Source organism: Salegentibacter echinorum (assembly GCF_900129445.1).
Classification (GTDB): domain Bacteria; phylum Bacteroidota; class Bacteroidia; order Flavobacteriales; family Flavobacteriaceae; genus Salegentibacter; species Salegentibacter echinorum.
This window is the reverse complement of sequence record NZ_FQVT01000004.1, coordinates 359,854-382,382: the sequence shown is the minus strand read 5'-3', so window position 1 is coordinate 382,382 and position 22,529 is coordinate 359,854. Positions and strand designations below refer to the sequence as shown.

Sequence of the window (22,529 nt, the reverse complement as noted above, 5' to 3'; positions counted from 1 at the left end):
CTTAAAAAACAGCCTAAGACCGAAAACTGAGAACCGATAACTGAGAACCGAAAAAATGAAAAAAAAGATTGCTATCGCGATGGGTGGGTATTCCAGTGAATACCGCATTTCTATTAATAGCGGAAATATGGTTTATAAGCATCTTAACCGCGAGCTTTACGAACCTTACCGGGTACATATTTTACAAAAAGAATGGTTTGTAGTAGCCGATGATGATACGCCTTATCCCATCAATAAAAACGATTTTACCGTAAAAATTGACGGCAAAATTATTTCTTTCGATTGTGTGTTTAACACCATCCACGGAACGCCGGGAGAAAACGGACTCTTACAGGCTTACCTGGAGTTAATTGGTATTCCGCAAACTACCTGTGGCTATTATCAGGCGGCACTTACCTTTAACAAACGAGACCTTATTAGTGTTTTAAAGCCTTACGGAATTAAATCGGCCATAAATTATTTTCTCAACAAAGACGATAAAGTTAATCCTGAAGAAATAATCGCCAAAGTTGGTTTACCCTGTTTTGTAAAGGCCAACCGGGCCGGCAGTAGCTTTGGCATTACTAAGGTGAAAACTGAAGAAGAATTGATCCCGGCCACCAAAACTGCATTAAAGGAAGATGATGAGGTGATTATTGAGTCTTTCTTAGACGGAACAGAAGTTTCGGTGGGCGTTATTACCTGGAAAGGGAAAGTACGTGCCCTTCCCGTAACCGAACTTATTTCTGAAAACGAATTCTTTGATTATGAAGCAAAGTATTTGGGAAAATCGCAGGAAATTACGCCGGCGAATATTTCTGAAGAAAAAACAAAACAGGTGCAAAGGCTAGCCAAAAAGATTTATACTAAACTTAAAATGCGCGGATTTACACGATCTGAATTCATTTTTCACAACGGGGAGCCACATTTTTTAGAAATGAATACCACCCCCGGATTAAGCCAGACCAGTATTTTACCGCAGCAAGCCGAAGCTGCCGGCATTAGTCTAACCGAACTCTACGGTAGCGCGATTGAAACGGCGATAGATGCCCCATAACCTCCCGAAGTGAATTCGGGACAGGCTCCAAAGGGGGAATAATGTGCTGGAAGGAGCTTATCAGCCAAAAGTCCTCACAGGTTTTAAAAACCTGTGAGGACTGATTCTCCGGACATACTAAAATACATTTTCAGTTTTTCCGGATATTAACTAAATTAGATTTCTGTCTTTAGGCAAAGACTAATATAATTACTATGAAAAAAGCAGTATTTCCCGGGTCTTTCGATCCTATTACTTTAGGTCATACCGATATTATTGAAAGGGCTTTACCGCTCTTTGACGAAATTATTTTGGCGATTGGCACCAACTCCACTAAAAAATATATGTTTTCGCTGGAAGAACGGCTTCACTTTCTAAAAACAACATTTAAAGATGAATCAAAAATCATCGTAATGACTTACGAAGGGCTTACTGTCGATTTTTGCAAGGAACAGGACGCCGCTTTTTTACTACGCGGACTCCGAAACGGGCAGGACCTGGAATTCGAAAAAGCCATTGGCCAGACTAATTATAAGATGAGTGGTATCGACACTTTATTTTTTATCACTTCCTCGGGAAAAAGCCATATTTCCTCAACCGTAGTAAGGGATGTGATTAGGCACGGCGGGGATTATGAATTTATGGTACCACAAGTGGTGAGGAAAGCCCCCTAACCTCCCGAAGTGAATTCGGGACAGGCTCCAAAGGGGGAATTTTAGGGCTCCGGAAAATGTTGTTGAGCTCGTCTGAAATAAGATTTTTATTGAGTTATCCATTTGTCACAAATATACCGCTCCGCTGGAGCTATTTGACCGATTCTTAATTGTTTTGCTATAAATATTGCGCTTCTCTGAAGCTCGCTGAGTTTCAGTCTTACTTTCTGTAATATCTTGTTCCGATTTTTTAATCCCCCTAAGCCTCGTAGAGGTGGCATATTTATAGTATTGAACTAGAAGTAAGTTGTAGTGAGCTCCAGCGGAGCGACATAACTATCCATTGCTGTTTTTTTTAATTTTTAAATGTTTTTTCGAGGTTTTCAAAACCTATGAGGCCTAAAGTTATTTCAGTTTACTCGATTTTATGAATGAAAACAGATATACAATTAAATATTATAGAAAATAGCCCTAGTTTAACTCTGCGTTGGTAATATCTTAGTTTAACATTTAGAGCCTTTCGTTTTTGCTCAAGACAGGCTACGCTTGCGGCGTGAAGAATCTTTATTCCTAAGAAAAGATTCCTCCTTCGTCGGAATGACAGATCATTACAATTGGAATAGCTCTATTAAACTACAGCCTAGAAAATAAAAATATTCGTGCATTCGTGGAAAAAATTTATCCTCTGGAATTTTAAAAAACATAATTCAATTGCAGTCCGCCGTAATAATTCCTGGGGTTGCCGGGATAGTAATACCGGGGTGCTTTTCCTCCAAAACCAACAGCATTAGTAACAATACTCGCAGCATAATGTTCATCGAAAACATTGTTTACCCCGCCGTAAAAATTCAGGTTTAAATCTTTAAAAATTTCAAAGGTGTAGCCGGCTTTTACATTTAACACTTGATATTGATCGGTATATCCCGAGTTGGCGTCGTCTAGCGGAATTTCCCCTACGCTTCTATAATTTCCGAAGAAATCAAACCCGCTTTCGCTTTCCAGGTTAAACCCAAGGTTCATCGTATATTTTGGTACACCGGGCAATTCATTTCCGGAGAAATCTTTGTCTTCATTAATAAACTCATCAAATTCAAAGAAATTAATTGCAGTATTTACATAAGGTTTAACGGAAAGATCATTACCGATAAGGAAACGGTAATTGGCTAAGAGTTCAATCCCGTTATGATTGGTTTTTCCGGCATTAATCCCTACATATTGATCCTCGGCAACCCGCTGGGCCACCAATAAATTTTCTATTTGAATAGAGTACACCGAAACTTCGGTATATAATTTATTTTCGAACCAATTTCCTTTAAAACCAAGCTCATAATTAGTTCCTGTTTCCGGCTTTAGATCGGTATTAATTTGTCCCTCCGGGGTTAGCGTTTCTGCCACAGTAGGCGTAGAAAATCCCTGGCTCACCGATGCGTAAATATTCTTTCCCGGTGCCAATTCGTAACTACTTCCTATTCTGGGTGAAAAAACGGTATTAAAGCTGTAATCCCCGGTTTGGTCTGTTACATCGCGGGAATAAAGATCGGTCAAACTGTATTTTGTAGTGTTTAAATTAAAGCCGGCTTCCAGGTTCCATTTTTCCGTCAGATTTATATTAATTTGCGTAAAAAAGTTCGCATAATTCCTATCTTGCTCATTGTTGCTTAAGCGATCGCCTAACACACTCCCTTCATCGGGAAAATCTTCATATAAATTTTGGAAAGTTCCGGTTTCATACCACTCTTTATAATATTCACCCCCAAAGCTAATTTCTGAAGGTAAATTGAACAAGGAAGTTTCCAAATTAAACTTCGTACGGATTCCGGTAGAAACACGTTCTTCCTTTAAAATATCAAAAGGTCGCGGTTCATAAGCATCCCGAAAGCTTATAAAAACACTGGTGATATTTGTAAAATTATCATCCAGGGAATGTGAATATGAGCCACCCAGCAACCCGCGGTCATAAGACTCATAACCTTTTGCCTTGCCCCAGGTAAAAGCGGCAGATTCCGGATTATTCTCAAAGTTTTCCTTATTCAGCGAGCTGGGAATAAAAGCTTTTAACCTGGTGAAATTTGCCAGATAAGACAATTTCCCGTTTTCACTAGTATTTAAGCTTCCGTTTACCAAAGCTGATTTTCTTTTGTAGCGACCATTATCCCTATAGCCATCGCTGGTGAGACTGCTGAAAGTAGCAAATAAAGCAGAAGATTTTGTGGTGTTTGAAGCTTGAAATACGTGTTTTTGCGTATTAAAACTTCCAAACTGACTTTTTATTGAAGCCTTTGCTCCCTGCTGTTGTCCATTTTTTGAATATAAATTAATGGAACCGCCCAACCCGGCACCGTAAATACTGGAGGTTGGTCCTTTAATCACCTCTACCCTATTGAGGCTTTCCTGGTCAAAATCGTCTAAGGTGAGTTCCCCTTCTGCAGTAGCCAGGGGAATCCCGTCAAAATAAGCCTGAATCCTATTGGTACTGTATTGCGAACGCGCACCAATTCCCCGAATATTGATTTTATTGGTGTTCAACGCGCCCTCATTAACATACATTCCGGGGACTTTTTTAAAGCTTTCCAGGATATTTGTGCCGTCTGTTTGCTGAAAATCATTTGGCGTAACCACACTAATCGTCGCCGGCATCTTTTGTAAAGATTTGGGAATTACCGTGCTTCGCAAGATCACTGCTGAAAGTGCTTCGGAAGCGGGGCTTAAATAGAAAATCTGCCTGTCATTTATTTTCAAGGAAACCGCTCGAGTCTCAAATCCCAGAGCTTTTAATTGAAACTCTCCCGGAAGCCTCGCGTCTTCAATGTAAAACTTCCCTTTTGCATTGGAGCTGGTGATCAACTCATCATCTTGATAAACACCTACCCCGGCTAAAACTTTGTTATTGGTTTTACTAATAATTTTAAACTCCTGTTGCTGCGCAGCTAATTTTCCAAAAACCAACAGCAACAAACTAAATACTAATTTTTTCTTCAACAGTCTAAACTTTTTAATTTGCAGAAATTTTCCAAATTACTCCGGCATCATCGTCACTCACCAACAACTCCCCGTTATTAGTAAGGCTAATTCCCACCGGTCTCCCGTGAACCTCACTTTGTGCTTCATTAGCAATAAATCCCGTTAAGAAATCTTCCGGTTGACCCGGTTTTCCATTTTCATCAAAGGGTACAAAAACCACTTTATAGCCAGAGAAAACCGCCCTGTTCCAGGAACCGTGTTGTCCTACAAAAGCTCCATTATTATACTTTTTGGGAAATTTATCACCGGTGTAAAAAGCAAGCCCCAGAGAAGCGGTATGCGGTCCTACCGGCACATCGGGTACAATAGTTTTTTCAACCATTTCTGTATGGGGATCTTCGGCCCAACGCGGATCTTTAATTTGACCAAAATAGGAATATGGCCAGCCATACCAACCACCTTTTTTAACACTGGTAATATAATCTGGCACCAAATTATTGCCCAGGTTATCACGTTCGTTTACGGCCGTCCAAAGTTCACCGGTAACCGGGTTCCAATCCATTCCCACAGGATTTCGCAGTCCGCTGGCATATAGTTTTTCACCACTACCATCGGGATTTATTTCGAGGATTGCGGCACGTCTCTTTTCCTTATCCATCCCATATTCCCCAATATTGCTGGAGGAACCCACTGAAACATAAATTTTACTTCCGTCTTCATTAGCGATTAAATTACGGGTCCAATGATGATTATACCCGCCGGCCGGCAAGTCAAGTATTTTTTCTCCTTCAGCTTCAATTTTAGTGTCCCCTTCCGAATATGGATAGCGAAAAATTCCGTCGGTATTGGCTACATAAAAATAATCATCCACTATCAACATTCCGTAAGGCTGATTGAGATTTTCAATAAAAGTTTTACGTTCGTTTGCTTTCCCATCGCCATTGCTATCTACCAGCAAACTTACGCGGTTGGCACTGTTCTTTGTATTAGATTCTACTACAAAGATATCGTCATTTGGAGCAATATAGGTGCGCCGTGGATGCTCCAGGTTTTCTGCAAATTTTGTCACTTTAAATCCGGCGGGGGCCTGGGGTTTTTTATCATCCCAACCAATAACTTTACTTTCTTTTGCTACAGGTTTTGAAGAGTATGGCGGCACCAGGCGTAATTCACCTATCTCAGTTTGCACAACATCTACGGGACGTTTTGAAAGCTCCTGTTTTTTCTCTTTACTAAGGTTTTCATTCACCTGTGCTGCAACTTCCGCAGAAAAAATAAATAAAAACGTTAAACTTAAAATACCGACTATTTTCTTCATAATTAATGCTTTTGAGCCTAAAATAAGTCTAAATTTAAGGGCTGTAAAGAAAAATTCATGAATTAGGTTTAATTTAACAGCCACTTAAAAAGTAGGTTTTTTTGGTCGCTTTAAGGCTTTTAAGTAAGTTTATCCCCTTATTAGTAAAGTATATTATGAAAAAATATCTTCTCCTGGGCCTGGCAATTTGCCTATTACTATCCTGTGATTTGGAGAAATACCAGCTAAAAAATGATTACGACCTTAAAACTCGTTTTGAGAAATCTGGAGGAAAAGAAACCGATACCTACGATAAGGTTATTGAATTTTACACCAAATTAGCTAAAAGTTCAGGAAAAGTTAGTTTAAAAGAGTTTGGAAAAACCGATAGTGGGAAGCCCCTGCACCTGGCAATTTTTAGCCCTTCCGAAGACTTTAATTTTGAAAAGCTGGAGAAAGAGCATAGCATTATTTTGGTCAATAACGGCATTCATCCCGGGGAAACCGATGGGATAGACGCCACGATGATGTTGTTTAGGGACCTGGCCGGAGATTCAATTCCCGCGCCTAAAAAAACTGTTTTTGCTACCATCCCGATATATAATATTGGCGGTGCTTTAAACCGAAATTCCACCTCAAGAACCAACCAAAATGGTCCTGCTGAATATGGGTTTAGGGGAAACGCGAGGAACTATGACCTCAACCGGGATTTTATAAAAGCCGATACCCGAAATACCCGTAGCTTTTATGAAATTTTCCATTATGTAAACCCCGATATTTTTATTGATAATCACGTGAGTAATGGTGCCGATTATCAATACACACTCACTCATTTATTCACGCAGCACAACAAGCTGGGCGGCAAAATTGGCGCCTATCTCAATAAAGAAATGATGCCGGCTTTAGAAGATTCATTAGCTCAAAAAGATTGGGATATTACGCCTTATGTAAATGTTTTTAATGAAGTGCCCGAAAAAGGCTTTTCGCAATTTAATGATCTTCCGCGTTATTCCAGCGGTTATAGCACCTTATGGAATACTTTAGGACTCGTGGTAGAAACGCATATGTTAAAACCCTATCCCAAACGGGTTGAAGGCAATTATGAGCTATTGCGCAGTATGATTGGGATCGCAGAAAAAGATAGGTTAAAAATTAAGGATTTACGTACACAGGCAACAAAAGAACACCTTACCAAGCGCTGGTACCCCATAAATTTTGAACCCGATATGGAAAACCCCAGCCAGAGGGAATTTAAAGGTTATGAAGGTGAAATGCTTACGAGTGAAGTGACCGGGCAGGAGCGCCTAAAATACAATAGGAAGAAACCTTTTACCAAAGAAATTGATTACTACGATAATTTTGTAGCCCGGGATACTATAGAAATTCCGCGTGCTTATATCATCCCACAAGGCTGGTGGCAGCTTACCGAGCTTTTAAAATTAAACAAGATAAAGTTAGAACCTTTATCCCAGGATACCACTTTATATGTAGAGACTGCAAGAATTAAAGATTTTAAAACCCGTGACCAGGCCTATGAAGGACATTATTTGCACAGTGAAACCAAAGTAACAAGGGAAATGGATTCGGTAAGTTTTAGAAAAGGAGATCTTGTGGTAAAAACCTTTCAGCCGGGTGTACGCTATCTTCTGGAAACTCTAGAACCTACCGCCCCCGATTCTTTTTTTAACTGGAATTTTTTCGACACTGTACTTCAGCAAAAAGAAGGCTTTTCTCCTTATGTTTTTGAGGATCTGGCAGAGGAACTCTTAGCGCAAAACCCCAAATTAAAAGAGCGGTTTGAAGAAAAGAAAGCCGGCGATGCTGCATTTTCAAAAGACTGGTATGCCCAGTTAAGCTGGTTGCATAAGCAATCTAAATATTATGAAGAAGCCCACCTACGCTATCCCATCTTTAGAATGCTGCGATAAATATTCTTCTGGAAAAAGCAATTTGATGTTTCCGTAGGATTTCTGAAGGGCTTTTCGGCTTTTTTCAAGGTTTTTCCATTTTGCTTTTACGATATCTTCCTTGGTTTCGGGTCGCAATTCCCCGGTATAGGAAGTATGCATTTCATACCAATAAGTAACTTTTAATCTTAACCTGCCCTTTCGCTTAAAAATGTGAAAAGTTTTCTGTAAAAACCGGGTAATTTCCAAACCTTCTACCCCGGTTTCCTCTTCAACTTCGCGAATCGCTGAAGCCTCGATACTCTCGTTTTTTTCAGTTTTTCCTTTAGGTAGGTCCCAGCGTTTTTTTCGGTAGATAAACAAGACTTCGTTTTGATCGTTAAATACCATTCCCCCACCAGCAGTAACCACACGTAGCTTTTTATAGAGATGTTTTAATAACTTCTCTTCTTTCTCGTGATAAAGATTTACATGCTGCAATTCTCCTTTAATTATTTTTTTTATTATGCGTTTGATTCTCACTTTCTTAATGGGCAGGGATACATAATTATCACCAAAATCTTTCTTAGTTGAAAGAATTAAAGGAATATCATTAACAAAAACTTTATACATTTGCAGTATGATTTTAAATAAAGAAACAGCCAAAACTACCGCTGAATTATTGCTGCAAATTAAAGCAATTAAATTAGACCCACAAGAACCCTTTACCTGGGCCAGCGGATGGAAGTCACCAATTTATTGTGACAACCGCATCGTATTATCTTACCCTCCCATTAGAAATCACATAAGAGAACAGTTTGCCAGGCAGCTGGAAGAAATTTATGGTAAGCCAGACGTTGTAGCAGGTGTTGCTACCGGCGCTATTGGCATTGGCGTTCTGGTTGCAGAGATTTTAAGCCTTCCGTTTGTATATGTAAGGCCAGAAGCTAAAAGTCACGGTCGTAAAAACCAGATTGAAGGTAATGTTTCTGAAGGCCAGAATGTGGTAGTCATAGAAGATCTTATCAGCACAGGGAGAAGTAGTCTTAACGCGGTAAAAGCGCTAAAAGAAGCCGGAGTAAACGTAAAAGGTATGCTGGCGATCTTTACTTACGGATTTAAAACTGCGCAAGAAAATTTTAAAGAAGCCGGGGTAGATTTACATACTTTAAGTGACTACGATTATTTACTGGAAACTGCTCAACGCACCAATTATATTAATGCTTCTGAAGCCGGAATTTTAAGGGAATGGCGACAGGATCCCGCTAACTGGAAAAAATAATGAATATAGAAAGCCCAAAAGTAACTGCTCATAAAAGTGAGCAGGAAATGTTCGATTTTCTTATGAACGTTGAAAATTACGAACAATTAATGCCAGAGACTAAGGAGAAAATTGAAGTAAGGGACGATAAAACCTTTATTTTCGCGCTTAAAGGCATGCCTGAAATTAAGTTACGCATTCAGGAGGATGCCTGTATAAAACCAAAACTGGTGGTTTTAGGTTCTACTTCAGAAAAATTAGATTTCACTTTAAAAGCCCATATTTCTGAAATTGAAGAAAATAGAAGCGAGGTTTTTATGGAATTTAATGGCGAATTTAACGCGATGATGGCGATGATGATAAAAAATCCTCTTAAAAAGTTTATTAATACGCTGGCTGAAAATATCGGGAAGGTTTAGATCGGTTGGCGGTTATCAGTTGTGGGTTCTCGGTTTTCAGTTGTCGGTTTGGGATGGGCCGATGGTTTGGTTCTAAACAGGTTAGGTCTTGGTTGGTTTGTGGTTTGTCGTTTGTCGTTTTTGCCTACTGAATACTGCAACTGCAAACTGTTCGGGTCATTGCGAGCGACGAAGGAGCGCGGCAATCTCTTTTTGTGTTTGTTGTTTGGTGTTTGTTGTTCAGTTCAAACATCAAACCTTGAACTTTGAACTTTGAACTTTGAACTTTGAACTTAATTAAACTTAAAACATCAACTTCACTTCTTTTAAATCGAAAGTTTTAATAACGGAGTCTTCAATTTCCACTTTTAACCTCCCGGAATTGGTGATTCCGCGTATAATTCCGCTTACATAATCTCCATTGGGATATTGAAACGTAGAAACTATATTGCGCCGAAACATTTTACTTTCATACTCCTTAAGAACGCTATCTTCTTCCGAAGAAATTCCGTTTATTTTTTCTTCCAGCTTATCAGAGATTTTAATTAGTAATTCTTCTAAATTGAAATCATTCCCGGTTACCAGTTTTAGAGAACCGGCTTGAGGAAGATTGGGAAAAGAAACCTGATTTACGTTTAATCCTACCCCAATTACCGAAGCCGCAATTTGCTCCCCCTTTAGAACATTTTCAATTAAAATACCGGCAATTTTATGGCGTGCTGACATAATGTCGTTGGGCCATTTTACACTTAGTGCAGGAATGTCCAACTTCTGTAACACTTCTAAAACAGCCAGAGAAACAATGGCACTCAACAAAAATTGCTGTTTAATTGCAAGGGTTATTCCGGGATATAAAACACTAAATGTAAGGTTCTCCCCTGTGTTAGACGCCCACCCGGTGCCGCGTTGCCCCCTTCCTTTTGTTTGGGTTTTCGCCACTACACAGAACGATTCTATACCGGGGTTTTTACGGTAGAGTTCACGCACAAACTCATTGGTAGAATTGATGGCATTAACTTTGATTATACGCATATAAATAAATAGAACTAAAACGGGCGTTAAATGTTATGTAAACTAAGCCTTAAACCAGCCAAAAAGTAATAACTTTGCAAAAATAATCAATTTTAATGGCAAAAAAAGAACCGAACAACGATCAACTTATTGCACATATAATTAAAGGAATTGAAGAAGTAAAAGGAAATAACATTGATATTCTGGACCTTAGACAAATAGAAAACACTGTATGTGATTATTTTATTATTTGTAACGGTACTTCCAACACACAGGTGAACGCCATAGTAAATTCCATTCAAAAGACAGTTAGTAAAGCACTTCAGGATAAACCCTGGCACGTAGAGGGAAGCGAAAACGCCGAATGGGTTTTATTAGATTATGTAAATATTGTAGTGCACGTCTTCCAAAAACACATTAGAGAGTTTTACGATATAGAAAGCCTTTGGGGTGATGCTAAAATCACCTCCATAGAAACTAATTATTAAAAATTTATTTAAGAGTTACCAATAATGGCGAAACAACAACCCAAAAAAAACACAGACCCTAAGAAGCCTAAATTTAGTGCTTATTGGATCTATGCCGCTATAATTATCATTTTTATAGGAATAAATTTCTTTAGCGGAGGCGGTTTTTCTGAACCGGCTAAAACAAACCCGGCCGAATTTCTTAACTACTTGCGTAATGGCGATGTAAAAAAAGTAGAAATTGTAAATAGAAAACAGGCTAAAGTATATCTTACCGAAGAGGCTAAAGAGAAAAGCGTCCACAAATCTTCTAATGAACAAGAGATCTTTGCTTCGGGTGGGGAGACCCCGGCATATAGTTTTGAATTTGGAGATCTTCAAAACCTGGAGAACGATATTAAAGATATAAAAAAAGAAAATAATCTGGATACGGTAGTAACCTACGATACCCAGAGCAATATGTGGGGTGAAATCTTTTGGGCCCTACTCCCTTTTATCTTAATTATTGGGGTTTGGATTTTTATTATGCGAAAAATGAGTTCTGGAGCTGGTGGTGGTGCCGGAGGTCAAATTTTCAATATAGGAAAATCTAAAGCAAAATTATTCGATCAAAATACCGATGTAAAAACTTCTTTTAAAGATGTGGCCGGCTTAGAAGGCGCGAAGGAAGAAGTACAGGAGGTAGTGGATTTCCTCAAAAATCCAGACAAATATACCTCTCTTGGTGGGAAAATACCAAAAGGAGCTTTGTTAGTAGGTCCTCCCGGAACGGGTAAAACCTTACTGGCAAAAGCTGTTGCCGGGGAGGCTAAAGTACCTTTCTTTTCCCTATCGGGTTCAGATTTTGTAGAGATGTTTGTTGGGGTAGGTGCTTCCAGGGTACGTGACCTCTTTAAACAAGCCAAAGAGAAATCACCTTCAATTATTTTTATCGATGAGATCGATGCCATTGGTAGAGCTCGAGGAAAAAGTAATTTTGGCGGTTCTAATGACGAACGCGAAAATACCTTAAACCAGTTATTGACCGAGATGGACGGATTTGGCACCAACACTAACGTGATTGTGGTAGCCGCGACAAACCGTGCCGATGTCCTGGATAAAGCTTTAATGCGAGCGGGACGTTTTGACCGTCAAATTTATGTTGATTTGCCAGATCTTAACGAACGTAAGGAAATTTTTGAAGTTCACCTAAGACCACTTAAGAAAGTGGCAGACGAATTAGACACGGAGTTTCTGGCCAAGCAAACCCCGGGATTCTCTGGTGCAGATATTGCGAACGTATGTAACGAAGCTGCTCTTGTTGCTGCCAGAAAAGGAAATAAAGCGGTTGGCAAACAGGATTTCTTAGATGCCGTAGATCGTATTGTAGGTGGTCTTGAGAAGAAAAATAAAATTATCACGCCAGATGAGAAAAAAGCGATTGCTTTTCATGAGGCCGGCCACGCTACAGTGAGTTGGATGTTGGAGCACGCTGCCCCCCTGGTAAAAGTGACTATTGTACCTCGCGGACAATCCTTAGGTGCTGCCTGGTATTTACCAGAAGAACGACTTATTGTTCGACCAGAGCAAATGCTTGACGAAATGTGTGCTGCCCTGGGAGGTCGTGCCGCAGAGCGGGTGATTTTCGATAAGATATCTACCGGCGCACTTAGTGACCTTGAAAAAGTAACAAAACAAGCCAAGGCGATGGTGACCATCTACGGACTCAACGAGAAAGTAGGAAACCTTACGTACTATGATTCTTCGGGACAGGGAGAATATAATTTCACCAAACCATATAGTGAAAGCACTTCTGAAATTATCGATAGAGAAATTTCTGCCCTAATTGAAAGTCAGTACCAAAGAGCTTTAGACTTGTTAGAACATCATAAAGACAAGTTAACGCAATTGGCTGAAATTTTATTAGATAAAGAAGTAATCTTTAAAGATGACCTTGAGCGTATCTTTGGAGAGAGACCCTTTGATAAGGATAAGGAAAAGACAGAAGTTTTAGGTAAAAAGGACTCTCCAAAAATTGAGGAGCAGGCATCAGAAACTGCCAAACAAAATCCTACTCCAGGAGATAATTCTGAAGAAAATACCTTGACAGAAAACGATTCAATTAACAAATAGTTTATAACCAGGTTTTAAAAAATCTTAATTTAGGCAAGTCCTAAATTAAGATTTTTTATCTTTGGTAAAATGACAGTTAGAACTACACTCAAAACTCTATGAGTCTATTTAGAAAATTTCTTTACCCTAAATCTAAATCAGACAAAAAACAGGAAAATCCTGAAAAAGCTGATCGGGGAAAATATATGCCGGAGGTTAAATTACCAACCGATGAGCGTTTTATGCTTAATTTTAAAAATAATGGCGGTAAATTTCTATACTGTGAGGATGAGGATGAAGTTCTAGAAGCTTTTGATAATATACTACTGGAGAATGACTGGTATGAAAGTGAGTGCTTTTGTCTTGATCCCAATCTGGAAAATAAATTTAATGGCTTCAATTTAGATTTTAAACCCAGTGGAGCCGCGCCTTTCTTTCTTTCCACCTGTGAATATCTTATTGCTAATGATGGTTCTATTCTAATCTCCTCAAACCAGATTAAAGAAGCAAAATTAAAGGATTTACCAGATAACTTTGTGATTATTTCATCTACCAGCCAACTTATAGATTCTATAGGTGAAGGACTTCGTGGCATCAAGTTTAGAAATAAACAACGAATTCCTTCAAATATTACTACCATTAAAAATTTCGAAACCCAAAAAGAAGGAGATTTTATGAGCTATGGAAGTAGTACAAAAAACCTATATTTGCTCCTGTTGGAAGATCTGTAACAAATATGAGGGAAGGTATTATTAGAACTATTTCAGGCTTATTGTATATATCAATATTAGTAGCCTCCATTCTCTCTTCAGAATTTATTTTCATTAGTCTTTTCTATCTCTTAGGCCTGGTATGTCTTATTGAAATGCAAAAACTCCTGCATTTAAAAAGTTATGCATTATATGCGGTACAGGCGTTATTATTTTACCTCTTCAGTTATTTAAAGTTTAATCAAGACGCAACAATCCTACTGCTCTTTATTACTATTTTTGTAAATTTATTCCTGGTAAAAGATCTTCTGGTAGTTCGTAAAATCCCGGTATTTGAAAAGAAAAAATATATAATTATTATTTTTTATCTTATTTCGTCGGTTATTTTCCTCACCTTAATCCCAACCATAGAAGGGGTATTTATTCCCAAATTGGTAGTAGGTATTTTTGTCTTGATTTGGACCAACGATACTTTTGCGTATATTGTTGGTAAAAATTTTGGCCGACGAAAACTTTTTGAACGTATCTCCCCAAATAAAACTATTGAAGGTTTTCTTGGTGGTCTAATTTTTTGCTGTGCGATTAGCTATGGAATCGCTTTTTTTACCGGTTTCCTCACGTTTCCTATTTGGTTGGGAATGGCTATAATACTTAGTGTTTTTGGTACTTTGGGGGATCTTATCCAGTCAAAATTTAAAAGACAGGCTGGTGTAAAGGATAGCGGATCGCTTATGCCCGGTCACGGCGGATTGTTTGATAGATTAGATAGTATTATCTTTGCGAGTCCGTTTGTATATGCTTATCTCTATATTTTAAATTATGTTTCATAAAGAAGGATACAAAATAATGACGGTTACAGCACTGCTGTTAATCGCAATAAATATCATTTCAGTTTCGTTTATAAATACGTACTGGATAAGGTTTGCCATTTTATTAATTTCTGTGGTGTTGTTTTTACTCATCATTCAGTTTTTTAGAAATCCGAAACGCGAAACCCAACTTAATGACGCCAATATCGTCTCCCCGGTAGATGGAAAGGTAGTTGCCATTGAAGAGGTTTATGAGAAAGAGTTTTTTAAAGACAAACGCATACAGGTTTCCATATTTATGTCGCCTATAAATGTGCATGTGACAAGACATCCGGTAGGCGGAAAAGTGAAGTATAGCAAGTATCATCCCGGTAAATTCCTGGTAGCCTGGCATCCAAAATCCAGCGAAGAGAATGAGCGCACCACTGTTGTTGTTGAAAATCAAGTAGCGGGTGAAATTCTATATCGACAAATTGCCGGTGCAATGGCCAAAAGAATTGTAAACTACGCCGAAACAGGAAAAGAAGTAATACAGGGAAGCGATAGCGGATTTATAAAATTTGGCTCGCGGGTAGATGTTTTATTACCTGTAGGTACTCCAATTTTAGTTGGTCTAGATCAAAAAGTAAAAGGAGGTTTAAGTGTAATAGCCAGTTTAGAAGCATAAGGAAAGAGCTATGAACCACACCGAAGAAAAATTTTTAAAGGCCTACGATATGGCGAGCAAAACTGAAGAAAAGTTTGCTCCAGATGTCATGTTACATTTTTATGCTTATTACAAAAGGGCAACGCAGGCCAATGGTTTTTATATCCCTCCCACCAATGAAGGCGACCTAAGAAGCGCCTTTAAAATTAATGCTCTGGTGCAGGTAAAAAACCTAAGCAAACGCGAAGCAAGAGAAAAATATATAGCGCTTGTAGAGGAACATATTGGAGAGATTGAGGAGTAATATGCCAAGCTTTATTCTCTAGATATCACCAAAAAAATAAATAATATACACTTTAATTTCGAGGCTAACCCCCTGAGGGATCAAACTCCTGGCCATCGCCCCGCGATTCAAACAAAAAAACCCGGCAAAAACTTACCGGGTATTTATTTTTGATTTTAAAAGCTTCATCGGGCTTTAAGAATTCCAATAAAATTATCTCAAACTATTCAGGCTAGACTTTATTGCTTCTATTTTTCCTTCAGCATCAGCTTTTTTAGCTTTTTCTATCGCAACAACCTTCTCTGGCGCATTGTTTACAAAGCGTTCATTTGAGAGCTTCTTTTCCACAGATTTCAAGAATCCTTCATTGTATTTTAATTCTTCTTCCAGCTTTTTAATTTCAGCTTCAACATCTATAGCTCCCAGGATAGGGATAAAATATTCGTTAGATTTTACGCGAAAAGAAAGTGCGCCCTCAACCTGTTTATCTACATAATCAAAATTAGCGATATTTGCCATCTTTAGGATCACCGGGTCAAATACTTCTGAAGCATTTTCATTGTTCATCACCTTAAGATCTATAGTGTTTTTAAACGAAATATTCTTCTCCTTCCTCACTTTCCTAAGCCCCGCGATTACTTCTGAAGCAAAACTAAAATTTTTGATTATTTCTGCATCAAATTCCTTTAGTTCCGGCCATTGCGCCACAATAAGTGCTTCTTCTGGTTTTCTGGAAGTTATTTCCTGCCAAATTTCTTCACTCACAAAAGGCATAAAAGGATGAAGAATCTTTAGGTTATTTTCTAAAATAGCAATTACTGCATTATAAGTTTTAGCATCTATAGGTTGGCCATAAGCCGGTTTTACCATTTCCAAAAACCAGGAGCAGTAATCGTCCCACACCAATTTGTACGTGGACATTAAAGCGTCACTTATACGGTATTTAGAATAATGATCTTCAATTTCTGCCAGGGTTTTATTAAATTTTGCCGTGTACCATTCTACGGCGATTTTAGCAGTTTCATCCTGTTCTTTTTCTTCAGAAACTTCCCAGCCTTTTACCAACCTAAAAGCATTCCAAATTTTATTGGCAAAAGCGCTTCCCTGCTTACATAAATCTTCTTCAAACATAAGATCGTTCCCCGCGGGAGAACTCAATAACATTCCTACCCTAACGCCATCGGCACCATACTTTTCAATTAAACCCAAGGGATCTGGAGAATTCCCCAGGGATTTAGACATTTTACGACGTTGTTTGTCGCGCACTATTCCGGTTAGATAAACATTTTTAAAAGGTCTTTCCTCCCGGTATTCATAACCCGCCATAATCATACGGGCCACCCAGAAGAATAAAATTTCCGGGGCGGTTACAAGATCGTTAGTGGGATAATAATATTCAATTTCCTCATTTTCTGGCTCCAAAATTCCATTAAAAACGCTCATTGGCCACAACCAGGATGAGAACCAGGTGTCTAAAGCATCCTCATCCTGCTTAAGGTCTTTAAGTGCTAAAGATGAATTCCCCGATTTTTCACGCGCTTTTTCCAAAGCTTCTTCGGCAGTTTCAGCAACGACAAAGTCTTCCTTTCCACTTCCAAAGTAATAAGCGGGAATTTGATGTCCCCACCATAATTGTCGCGAGATATTCCAATCACGCACATTTTCCATCCAATGTTTGTAAGTATTCAGGAATTTTTCTGGCACTAAGTTTATAGCATCCCCGGTTACTGCTTCAATGGCCGGTTTGGCCATTTCTTTCATCTTTAGAAACCACTGGTCACTCAATTTAGGCTCTATAACCGCGCCGGTGCGCTCACTTGTACCTACTTTATTGGGATGTTCTTCAACTTTGCTTAGCACCCCAAGTTCTTTTAGTTCTGCAACGATTTCTTTTCGAACTTGAAACCGGTCTTTTCCGTTATAGTGCAAACCATATTCATTAAGGCTGGCATCATCGTTAAAGATATCGATCACATCTAACTGATGCTTATCCCCAAGCATTTTATCATTTTCATCGTGCGCCGGGGTAACTTTTAAACAACCGGTTCCAAACTCAATATCTACATATTCATCTTCAATAATAGGCACTACCCTATCGCAAACCGGTACAATAGCTTTTTTACCTTTTAAATGTGCAAAGCGCTCATCATTAGGGTTAATACAAAGCGCAGTATCACCAAGAATAGTTTCGGGCCTGGTAGTAGCGATAGTTACCACCTCGTCACTACCTTCAATTTTATAATTAAGGTAATATAAATTTCCTTGTTTTTCCTGGTAAATCACTTCCTCGTCAGACAGGGTGGTTTTTGCCTCAGGATCCCAATTAACCATTCGGTAGCCTCTGTAAACAAACCCTTTTTCATAAAGATCTATAAAAACCTTAATCACCGAAGCAGACATCTTTTCATCCATCGTAAACTTGGTGCGTTCCCAATCGCAGGATGCTCCCAGTTTTTTCAACTGCTCCAGGATAATTCCGCCGTGTTTATGAGTCCATTCCCAGGCGTGTTGTAGAAATTCCTCACGGCTAAGATCATTTTTATCAATTCCCTCGGCCTTTAATTTCGCTACCACTTTAGCTTCTGTAGCAATAGAGGCGTGATCTGTCCCCGGCACCCAGCAAGCATTATAACCTTTTAAGCGGGCGCGACGCACCAGTACATCCTGAATAGTATTGTTCAGCATATGCCCCATATGCAAAACCCCGGTCACATTGGGCGGCGGAATCACAATAGTGTAAGGTTCCCGTTCATCCACTTCTGAATGAAAATACCGGTTTTCCATCCAGTAGTTATACCATTTATCTTCTACCTCTTTCGAGTTATATTGTGATGCGATTGCCATCTTGGTCTGGTTTTTGAAAAATAAAGGCAAAAGTAATTATAACTAAAGGATTTTAAAAGAAGTTGATTTAATTATAATTTTGAATCGGGCATATTTCGGCTTATCTTTAATATGCTCTAAAAACCAGAAAATGATGAAAAAATTAATTGCAATTGCCATTTTTGTAGCAGTCGGTACAGGTACTGCAATGGCACAGGAAACAGCAAAAATAGAATTTAAAACTGAAACTATAGATTACGGAAAAATTGAAAAAGGAAGCGATGGCGTTCGGATTTTTGAATTTACCAATACCGGGAACGCCCCTCTTATTATTTCTGATGTTACTTCCAGTTGTGGGTGTACCATTCCTAAAAAGCCAGAAGAACCAATACAACCCGGCGAATCTGGTGAAATTATGGTGAAGTACAACACTAAATTAGTGGGACCTATTCGAAGAACCGTAAGCGTTTATTCTAATGCTGAAGAAGCTACCAAAGCTTTAAAAATAAAAGGAAGAGTAGTGGAAAAAGAATAAGTTTTTCTTTAACCAGTAATGTCCTAATCAATTTTAGAACAGAATTTATCTCTAAACTTTTTAATATTATTTATTCTTTTTTGCATTGCCCAAAAAAGAAATAAAAAAGTCTAGGCTTACGAAACTTTATCTAAATTTATCGTTCACTCCCTAAATTTTAGGAACTCGCCAATAACCTTTAGTATAAATTTGAAAAATCCGTTTTGCTCAAACAGCCTAAAATTTTACGGAATTTTCACTTCAAATTTTACGATAAATTTTCGATAGGCCGAAGAAACCGTACTACTAAAAATTATCCCAATCATTATAAAAAGCTATCGAATTATAATAGGTTCTTAAAAAATATCAACAAAAACGTTTAGGACGCTATTGTTCTTTAACCAACAGTTATAATTCCACAAAGGTTTTAAACCTTTGATTCCACAAACAAAAAGCCGTCTTAATCCAGATGGCTTTTTTTGTATCCAATGTTTCGAAAACTTGGGTTTTATCTGCTAAAATGGTATTTTCGTTGTCTGGAAGACGTGCTTAAAAGTGTAGTGAAATCTTCCTATAATTTGCAATTTGCAATCCTTAAAATCAAAATCATGCCAAGTATTTCAAACAAAGGGCAATCTATGCCCGAATCTCCAATAAGGAAACTAGTACCATTTGCTGAAGCGGCAAGAAAAAAAGGAAAGAAAATTTATCAGCTTAATATTGGACAGCCAGATATTGAAACCCCAAAAGTTGCTCTAGATGCAGTAAAAAACAACGATATAGATGTATTATCCTACAGTCATTCGGCAGGATTTGAGTCTTATCGCAATAAACTGGCCAAATATTATGATAAAAATGACATTCCGGTAGACGCGGAAGATATTATAGTGACCACGGGGGGATCTGAAGCTTTACTATTTGCTATGGGCAGCATTACAGACCCCGGGGACGAAATTATTATTCCAGAGCCATTTTATGCCAATTATAATGGTTTCGCAAATTCATCTGGTGTAAATATTTTACCTATTCGAGCAACTATTAAAGACAACTTTGCACTTCCGCCTATTTCAGAATTTGAAAAACTTATTACCAATAAAACAAAAGCGATCTTAATTTGTAACCCGGGGAATCCTACCGGTTACTTATATACTCGCGAAGAGATCGAGCAGCTTGCAGAACTCGCTTTAAAACACGATTTGTTTATCGTGGCAGACGAGGTATATCGTGAATTTACTTACGATGGCGTGAAACACCACTCTATTATGAGTATTCCAGGACTGGAAGAAAATGCAATTATGGTAGATTCTGTTTCTAAACGTTACAGTATGTGTGGTGCAAGAATTGGTTGCCTGGTTTCTAAAAACAAAGAGGTGATGACAACCGCGATGAAGTTTGCACAAGCCAGGTTAAGCCCACCAACTTTCGCTCAAATTGCAGCAGAAGCCGCCCTAAACACACCAGACTCCTATTTTGAAGAGGTGAATGAAGAATATACCCAGCGTAGGAACCTATTAGTAGAAGGTTTAGAAAATATTCCAGGGGTAAATGTAGCAAAGCCAAAAGGTGCGTTTTACTGTATCGCTGAACTACCGGTGAAAAATGCTGACGATTTTGCTAAGTGGTTGTTAGAAGAATTTGAACACGAGAACGAAACCGTTATGGTAGCTCCGGCAGCAGGCTTCTACTCTACCCCAAATACGGGGATGAACCAGGTGCGAATCGCTTATGTTTTGAAAAAAGAAAACTTAACAAGAGCCCTGAATATTTTAAAAATAGCCTTAGAAGAATACAACAAATAGTTGCGATGCAGTTTGCTGAAAAGTTTTCCCTCAAATCCTACAACACCTTTGGGGTAGATGTACAGGCAAAAAAGTTTATTGCCGTACATACCGCCGAAGAACTAAAAAAAGTTTTGCAGCAAACCTATGCTTCAGAATTATTTATATTAGGTGGCGGTAGCAATATGCTGCTCACAAAAGATATTCACAAAACAGTAGTCCATATTGCTATTAAAGGAATAGAGCTTATTTCTGAAAGCAGGGACGAAGTAGTTTTAAAAGTTGGTGCCGGCGAGAACTGGCACCAATTTGTACTTTATTGTCTGAACAAAGGCTATGGCGGACTCGAAAATTTGTCGCTTATTCCTGGAAATGTAGGAACGGCTCCGGTACAGAATATTGGAGCTTATGGCGTAGAATTAAAGGATACTTTTGAATCTTGTGAAGCTCTTCGCATACAGACGCTAGAGGTAGAAACTTTTAACCTGGAACAATGTGAATTTGGATACCGAAACTCTGTCTTTAAAAATAAGCTAAAAAATGAGTATGTAATTACCTCGGTGAATTTTCGATTAAGAAAAAAAGATCATCAACTTAGTACTTCCTATGGCGCTATAACAAGTCAACTGCAGCAAATGGGAATTAAAAACCCAACCATAACAGATATTTCTAATGCGGTGATTAGCATTAGACAGGAAAAATTACCAGACCCCAGGAAATTAGGAAACAGTGGTAGCTTTTTTAAGAATCCGGTGATAAGTGGGGATCAATTAAAAGAAGTGCAGAATAATTTCCCTGAGATTCCTTTTTATAAACTTAGCGAACAGGAATTTAAAGTTCCGGCGGGTTGGCTCATAGATCAAACCGGCTTAAAGGGTTATCGAGAGGGCGATGCGGGAGTCCACAAAAATCAGGCATTGGTTTTAGTGAATTATGGTAGCGCAACCGGGGAAGAAATACTCGCGCTTTCTAAATTAATTCAGAAAAAAGTTTTCGAAAAATTCAAACTTCAACTAGAACCCGAAGTTAATGTCTTTTAGAAGGAAAAATAAGAGTTATCACAAAGCAAAAGTCCCGTCAAGAATCCTGACGGGGCTTATTTTTAATTTACAATTGACTATTCTATTGTGGTTTTTTCATCACCACAGCATCAATTATATGCACAATTCCATTAGAAGCTTCAATATCTGTAGCAGTAATAGTTGCAGTGTTTCCATTTTCGTCTTTTAGAACGATGTTATCACCATCCATCATCGCCTTAAGCTCGCCTCCATCTAAGGTGGAAATCGTAGCTTCACCATCATTTTCTTCTATCATTTGGCTAAGATCCTGTGCAGTAATCTCATCATCTACCACGTGATATTTTAATACAGAAGATAGTTTATCTTTATTTTCTGACATCATCAACGTGTCTAAAGTCGCCTTATCAACTTGCTCAAAAGCCTTATTGGTAGGAGCAAATACTGTAAATGGGCCTTCATCTTCGGTAAAAGTTTGAGCTAATTCTGCATTTTGAAGAGCACTTACCAAAGTACTTAAAGAATCTGTAGCCATCGCTTTTGCAGCAATACTGTTAGATTCCATCTCCATTCGTTCTTCTTCAGCTTGCATTTTAGCCTCTTTCTCGGCTTCCATCTGCTCCATTTTCGCTCTTTCCTCTTCTTTTTTCTTGGTATCTTCACAGGAGGTAAATCCAATTACTGAAGCTATCAGGAAAATTAATAACAATTTAGTTTTCATAAAATTTAGTTTTTAGTGGTTTAAACAACAAATTTATCACGTAAACCCGATAAAGTAAGAGTTTTACACATAAATTTTAGTTAAATTACACTATTCAATTAATTTACAATCCAGTTACAAGCTACATAGGAACAGACATTTAATAAGGATTTCGCAAGCTTAGACCAATGAAGCTGCAATAAAAAA

The 22,529-nt window shown here is 38.4% G+C and carries 20 protein-coding genes; 14 read left to right on the top strand and 6 right to left on the bottom strand.

Annotation, left to right across the window (positions count from 1 at the left end; all coding sequences use genetic code 11):
- The first annotated feature begins 55 nt into the window (after window positions 1–55).
- Both BUA71_RS09495 and coaD read left to right on the top strand, forming a co-directional pair.
- On the top strand, window positions 56–1,036 hold the full coding sequence (locus BUA71_RS09495; RefSeq protein ID WP_072879048.1) for a D-alanine--D-alanine ligase: 981 nt from the start codon (window positions 56–58) through the stop codon (window positions 1,034–1,036).
- Window positions 1,037–1,230: 194 nt separating this feature from the next.
- Window positions 1,231–1,689 carry a pantetheine-phosphate adenylyltransferase gene (gene coaD / locus BUA71_RS09490; protein WP_072879047.1) on the top strand — a complete coding sequence of 153 codons (459 nt, stop codon included), beginning with the start codon at window positions 1,231–1,233 and terminating at the stop codon, window positions 1,687–1,689.
- 672 nt (window positions 1,690–2,361) lie between these two features.
- Here coaD and BUA71_RS09485 read toward each other — a convergent pair.
- Together BUA71_RS09485 and BUA71_RS09480 are read right to left on the bottom strand one after the other, a co-directional pair.
- Window positions 2,362–4,647, bottom strand: coding sequence for a TonB-dependent receptor family protein (locus BUA71_RS09485; protein WP_072879046.1), 2,286 nt, complete (start codon window positions 4,645–4,647; stop codon window positions 2,362–2,364).
- Between the two features lie 13 nt (window positions 4,648–4,660).
- The gene (locus tag BUA71_RS09480) at window positions 4,661–5,947 is read right to left on the bottom strand and encodes a PQQ-dependent sugar dehydrogenase (protein WP_072879114.1); all 1,287 of its coding nucleotides are present in this window, start codon (window positions 5,945–5,947) and stop codon (window positions 4,661–4,663) included.
- A gap of 155 nt (window positions 5,948–6,102) precedes the next feature.
- Between BUA71_RS09480 and BUA71_RS09475 the strand changes: the two genes are divergently transcribed.
- Window positions 6,103–7,854: a M14 family metallopeptidase gene (locus BUA71_RS09475; protein ID WP_072879111.1), complete on the top strand. Its 1,752-nt coding sequence runs from the start codon at window positions 6,103–6,105 to the stop codon at window positions 7,852–7,854.
- Here BUA71_RS09475 and BUA71_RS09470 read toward each other — a convergent pair.
- Window positions 7,822–8,445 (bottom strand): NUDIX hydrolase, encoded by a 624-nt coding sequence (locus BUA71_RS09470; protein ID WP_072879045.1) that lies wholly within the window; start codon window positions 8,443–8,445, stop codon window positions 7,822–7,824. The genes BUA71_RS09475 and BUA71_RS09470 overlap by 33 nt on opposite strands.
- 7 nt (window positions 8,446–8,452) lie before the next feature.
- On the opposite strand from BUA71_RS09470, the gene pyrE reads away from it, so the two are divergent.
- A complete protein-coding gene (gene pyrE / locus BUA71_RS09465; protein ID WP_072879043.1) occupies window positions 8,453–9,094 on the top strand; it encodes an orotate phosphoribosyltransferase in 642 nt (213 codons plus the stop codon).
- A complete protein-coding gene (locus tag BUA71_RS09460) occupies window positions 9,094–9,492 on the top strand; it encodes an SRPBCC family protein (RefSeq protein WP_072879041.1) in 399 nt (132 codons plus the stop codon). The genes pyrE and BUA71_RS09460 overlap by 1 nt, the downstream gene beginning before the upstream one ends.
- Before the next feature lie 282 nt (window positions 9,493–9,774).
- Here the strand turns inward: BUA71_RS09460 and BUA71_RS09455 are convergent, their stop codons facing one another.
- Complete coding sequence (locus tag BUA71_RS09455; protein WP_072879039.1) at window positions 9,775–10,503, bottom strand: biotin--[acetyl-CoA-carboxylase] ligase; 729 nt, start codon at window positions 10,501–10,503, stop codon at window positions 9,775–9,777.
- Between the two features lie 95 nt (window positions 10,504–10,598).
- Here BUA71_RS09455 and rsfS point away from each other — a divergent pair, with 95 nt between their 5' ends.
- From rsfS to BUA71_RS09425, 6 genes are all read left to right on the top strand, one after another.
- The gene (rsfS, locus tag BUA71_RS09450) at window positions 10,599–10,970 is read left to right on the top strand and encodes a ribosome silencing factor (protein WP_072879037.1); all 372 of its coding nucleotides are present in this window, start codon (window positions 10,599–10,601) and stop codon (window positions 10,968–10,970) included.
- A 24-nt stretch (window positions 10,971–10,994) separates the two neighbouring features.
- On the top strand, window positions 10,995–13,061 hold the full coding sequence (gene ftsH, locus BUA71_RS09445; protein WP_072879035.1) for an ATP-dependent zinc metalloprotease FtsH: 2,067 nt from the start codon (window positions 10,995–10,997) through the stop codon (window positions 13,059–13,061).
- A gap of 98 nt (window positions 13,062–13,159) precedes the next feature.
- Complete coding sequence (locus BUA71_RS09440; RefSeq protein WP_072879033.1) at window positions 13,160–13,771, top strand: LUD domain-containing protein; 612 nt, start codon at window positions 13,160–13,162, stop codon at window positions 13,769–13,771.
- A 5-nt stretch (window positions 13,772–13,776) separates the two neighbouring features.
- Window positions 13,777–14,580, top strand: coding sequence for a phosphatidate cytidylyltransferase (locus tag BUA71_RS09435; RefSeq protein ID WP_072879031.1), 804 nt, complete (start codon window positions 13,777–13,779; stop codon window positions 14,578–14,580).
- A complete protein-coding gene (locus BUA71_RS09430) occupies window positions 14,570–15,226 on the top strand; it encodes a phosphatidylserine decarboxylase family protein (protein ID WP_072879029.1) in 657 nt (218 codons plus the stop codon). Before BUA71_RS09435 ends, BUA71_RS09430 begins: the two co-directional genes overlap by 11 nt.
- A 10-nt stretch (window positions 15,227–15,236) precedes the next feature.
- Window positions 15,237–15,509, top strand: a complete 273-nt coding sequence (locus BUA71_RS09425; RefSeq protein WP_072879027.1) for an acyl-CoA-binding protein — start codon at window positions 15,237–15,239, stop codon at window positions 15,507–15,509.
- Window positions 15,510–15,701: 192 nt separating this feature from the next.
- Here BUA71_RS09425 and BUA71_RS09420 read toward each other — a convergent pair whose 3' ends face one another.
- A complete protein-coding gene (locus BUA71_RS09420) occupies window positions 15,702–18,332 on the bottom strand; it encodes a valine--tRNA ligase (protein ID WP_072879025.1) in 2,631 nt (876 codons plus the stop codon).
- Between the two features lie 133 nt (window positions 18,333–18,465).
- Here BUA71_RS09420 and BUA71_RS09415 point away from each other — a divergent pair, with 133 nt between their 5' ends.
- The 3 genes from BUA71_RS09415 to murB all read left to right on the top strand — a co-directional run bounded on the left by BUA71_RS09415 (window position 18,466) and on the right by murB (window position 21,643).
- Entirely contained in the window at window positions 18,466–18,846 is a 381-nt protein-coding gene (locus BUA71_RS09415) for a DUF1573 domain-containing protein (protein ID WP_072879109.1), read from the top strand.
- Window positions 18,847–19,433: 587 nt separating this feature from the next.
- On the top strand, window positions 19,434–20,624 hold the full coding sequence (locus tag BUA71_RS09410) for a pyridoxal phosphate-dependent aminotransferase (RefSeq protein ID WP_072879107.1): 1,191 nt from the start codon (window positions 19,434–19,436) through the stop codon (window positions 20,622–20,624).
- A gap of 5 nt (window positions 20,625–20,629) precedes the next feature.
- Window positions 20,630–21,643: a UDP-N-acetylmuramate dehydrogenase gene (gene murB, locus BUA71_RS09405; RefSeq protein ID WP_072879023.1), complete on the top strand. Its 1,014-nt coding sequence runs from the start codon at window positions 20,630–20,632 to the stop codon at window positions 21,641–21,643.
- 82 nt (window positions 21,644–21,725) lie between these two features.
- Here the strand turns inward: murB and BUA71_RS09400 are convergent, their stop codons facing one another.
- Window positions 21,726–22,343, bottom strand: coding sequence for a fasciclin domain-containing protein (locus BUA71_RS09400; protein WP_072879021.1), 618 nt, complete (start codon window positions 22,341–22,343; stop codon window positions 21,726–21,728).
- Window positions 22,344–22,529: the final 186 nt, after the last annotated feature.

Coding starts and splice junctions, on each gene's coding strand:
- BUA71_RS09495 (WP_072879048.1), top strand. CDS start 56: ATGAAAAAAAAGATTGCTATCGCGATGGGTGGGTATTCCAGTGAATAC.
- coaD (WP_072879047.1), top strand. CDS start 1,231: ATGAAAAAAGCAGTATTTCCCGGGTCTTTCGATCCTATTACTTTAGGT.
- BUA71_RS09480 (WP_072879114.1), bottom strand. CDS start 5,947: ATGAAGAAAATAGTCGGTATTTTAAGTTTAACGTTTTTATTTATTTTT.
- BUA71_RS09475 (WP_072879111.1), top strand. CDS start 6,103: ATGAAAAAATATCTTCTCCTGGGCCTGGCAATTTGCCTATTACTATCC.
- BUA71_RS09470 (WP_072879045.1), bottom strand. CDS start 8,445: ATGTATAAAGTTTTTGTTAATGATATTCCTTTAATTCTTTCAACTAAG.
- pyrE (WP_072879043.1), top strand. CDS start 8,453: ATGATTTTAAATAAAGAAACAGCCAAAACTACCGCTGAATTATTGCTG.
- BUA71_RS09460 (WP_072879041.1), top strand. CDS start 9,094: ATGAATATAGAAAGCCCAAAAGTAACTGCTCATAAAAGTGAGCAGGAA.
- BUA71_RS09455 (WP_072879039.1), bottom strand. CDS start 10,503: ATGCGTATAATCAAAGTTAATGCCATCAATTCTACCAATGAGTTTGTG.
- rsfS (WP_072879037.1), top strand. CDS start 10,599: ATGGCAAAAAAAGAACCGAACAACGATCAACTTATTGCACATATAATT.
- ftsH (WP_072879035.1), top strand. CDS start 10,995: ATGGCGAAACAACAACCCAAAAAAAACACAGACCCTAAGAAGCCTAAA.
- BUA71_RS09440 (WP_072879033.1), top strand. CDS start 13,160: ATGAGTCTATTTAGAAAATTTCTTTACCCTAAATCTAAATCAGACAAA.
- BUA71_RS09435 (WP_072879031.1), top strand. CDS start 13,777: ATGAGGGAAGGTATTATTAGAACTATTTCAGGCTTATTGTATATATCA.
- BUA71_RS09430 (WP_072879029.1), top strand. CDS start 14,570: ATGTTTCATAAAGAAGGATACAAAATAATGACGGTTACAGCACTGCTG.
- BUA71_RS09425 (WP_072879027.1), top strand. CDS start 15,237: ATGAACCACACCGAAGAAAAATTTTTAAAGGCCTACGATATGGCGAGC.
- BUA71_RS09420 (WP_072879025.1), bottom strand. CDS start 18,332: ATGGCAATCGCATCACAATATAACTCGAAAGAGGTAGAAGATAAATGG.
- BUA71_RS09415 (WP_072879109.1), top strand. CDS start 18,466: ATGAAAAAATTAATTGCAATTGCCATTTTTGTAGCAGTCGGTACAGGT.
- BUA71_RS09410 (WP_072879107.1), top strand. CDS start 19,434: ATGCCAAGTATTTCAAACAAAGGGCAATCTATGCCCGAATCTCCAATA.
- murB (WP_072879023.1), top strand. CDS start 20,630: ATGCAGTTTGCTGAAAAGTTTTCCCTCAAATCCTACAACACCTTTGGG.
- BUA71_RS09400 (WP_072879021.1), bottom strand. CDS start 22,343: ATGAAAACTAAATTGTTATTAATTTTCCTGATAGCTTCAGTAATTGGA.